Genomic DNA, 1,663 nt, shown 5'->3' on the forward strand with positions numbered 1-1,663 from the left:
GGCTATCGGGCGGGTGGCTAGATTGTGTTGTGCGCGTTGCGGTTTCGTTGTTGGCTGGGTGCTGGTCGCGGCTTCGCCGCTTCTGGTGGTGGTGTTCTGTATTGTGTTGTGTTGCTTGGTGTTTCGTTTTCCGTCCGTCGTCGGCGTTGCCGCCGACCGTATTGCATTGCGCGCCTTCATGTTTCCTATTCTACACGTATCTTGTGGCCTGCCAATGCCTTTCGGCATTGCCGTTGTGTACCAATAGATTACGTTCTTACCCCCTCATACTATTTATGCTCACCTCAATGCGTCATCGCGGCGCCGGCCGCCGGCTGACACCGGCGCCCCTCGAGCACACCGCACCCCGCGGTCGGCCACCACCGCCGACAACCCGGCGGCCGCCAGCCGCCTCACCGCCAGACACCCCCGCGCACAGGGCTCACGCCCCCACACAGCCACGCACCAGGCCTCAGCGGCGCAAACCCCCACCGGCCCGCAGGGGATCACCCACGAGCCCGCTCACACAATCTCGACACCACCCCGGCGACACAGCCCACCCCCACCACACCCCCTCATACAATTCATGCGGCGACCCCACCCGCCGCACCCGCCGAACAGACCACCGGCTCCGCCGGCAACACCGCGCGGCCCCCGGCCCCGGGCGCCCAGAAAGCCGGATGGGCCGACCCCGACAGAGCCGACCCACCCTCGCACCCGCTTAGGCCGCCGGCTACGCCGGCCGCCGAACCAACACACTGAACCGATCCCGCTCCACCAGCTCAGCGTTCACCAACAACAGGGCCGTATCGATCACCTCGGCCACCGCCTCCAACAGGGGCGCCCCAGGGGCCGGCGCGAACACCCGATGCGGCTTACTGACATACGCCGACACCAACAGCCCCGGCAGCGCCGCAGCCGCTGGGTCTTCCCAATCAGCGGGCCGCGGGCCAACACGCTGCGGGGTCAAGCACAGCAGCACCTCCGCCCCATCACGTGTGCCATCACCGCCGTAGGCGGCCTCCACACTCACGCTCAACCACCCCGGCACCACCCCCGCCCGCAAACCCTCCACCCGCAGCCACACCGGCACCGGGCCGGCATCCTCAAACACCTCCGAGAGCAACGCCGACAGACCACACTCCGCCTCGCACACATCGCCGATCATGGCGACCAACTCGCCAAGCAGCTCAACATCGGCCCCCCAGGACAACCACCACGCCTCAAACCTCGCTGCATCACGAACCACCCGCAACGGCACCAACCCGACACCAGCAGCACCACCCAGGCCGGGAACCGAAGTCCCCGGCCCTCCCACCGCACTCACGCAACACCACCCAACAACTCCTGCGCCACATCCTCGAACAACTCCCGCGCGTGCTCCACACCCGCCTCCACCACCCGCTCCCGCGCCTCCTCATCCTCCAAACACTCAATACGCTCAGCCACCGCGGCGATCTGCGCCACCAACCGCGCCAACACCGCACGCGCCTCCTCAAGCGACAACTGCTCCACGAACACCACATCGCCCTCATCATCGACAAACACCAACATCTCCAAACAGCCCCTTCCCGGACTCACACCCCAGCTACAAACCGGAGAACACCTGCCGCACAACACAACCCCTCGCCCGACACCACCCACACTACAAACACCCACCGACAACACACCCCCTCATACAATC

3 protein-coding genes are annotated in these 1,663 nt (G+C 66.3%); 1 reads left to right on the forward strand and 2 read right to left on the reverse strand.

The window, feature by feature from the left end; genetic code table 11:
- Positions 1–247: hypothetical protein (locus DQP56_RS25075; protein WP_205868975.1), on the forward strand; the 247-nt coding region annotated here is incomplete at its 5' end.
- Positions 248–712: 465 nt separating this feature from the next.
- Here DQP56_RS25075 and DQP56_RS24145 read toward each other — a convergent pair.
- Positions 713–1,306, reverse strand: a complete 594-nt coding sequence (locus DQP56_RS24145; RefSeq protein ID WP_133056015.1) for a hypothetical protein — start codon at positions 1,304–1,306, stop codon at positions 713–715.
- Positions 1,303–1,533, reverse strand: coding sequence for a hypothetical protein (locus DQP56_RS24150; protein WP_085266414.1), 231 nt, complete (start codon positions 1,531–1,533; stop codon positions 1,303–1,305). Before DQP56_RS24150 ends, DQP56_RS24145 begins: the two co-directional genes overlap by 4 nt.
- Between the last annotated feature and the right edge of the window lie 130 nt (positions 1,534–1,663).

This window comes from Mycolicibacter senuensis, assembly GCF_003284925.1.
GTDB lineage: Bacteria > Actinomycetota > Actinomycetes > Mycobacteriales > Mycobacteriaceae > Mycobacterium > Mycobacterium algericum_A.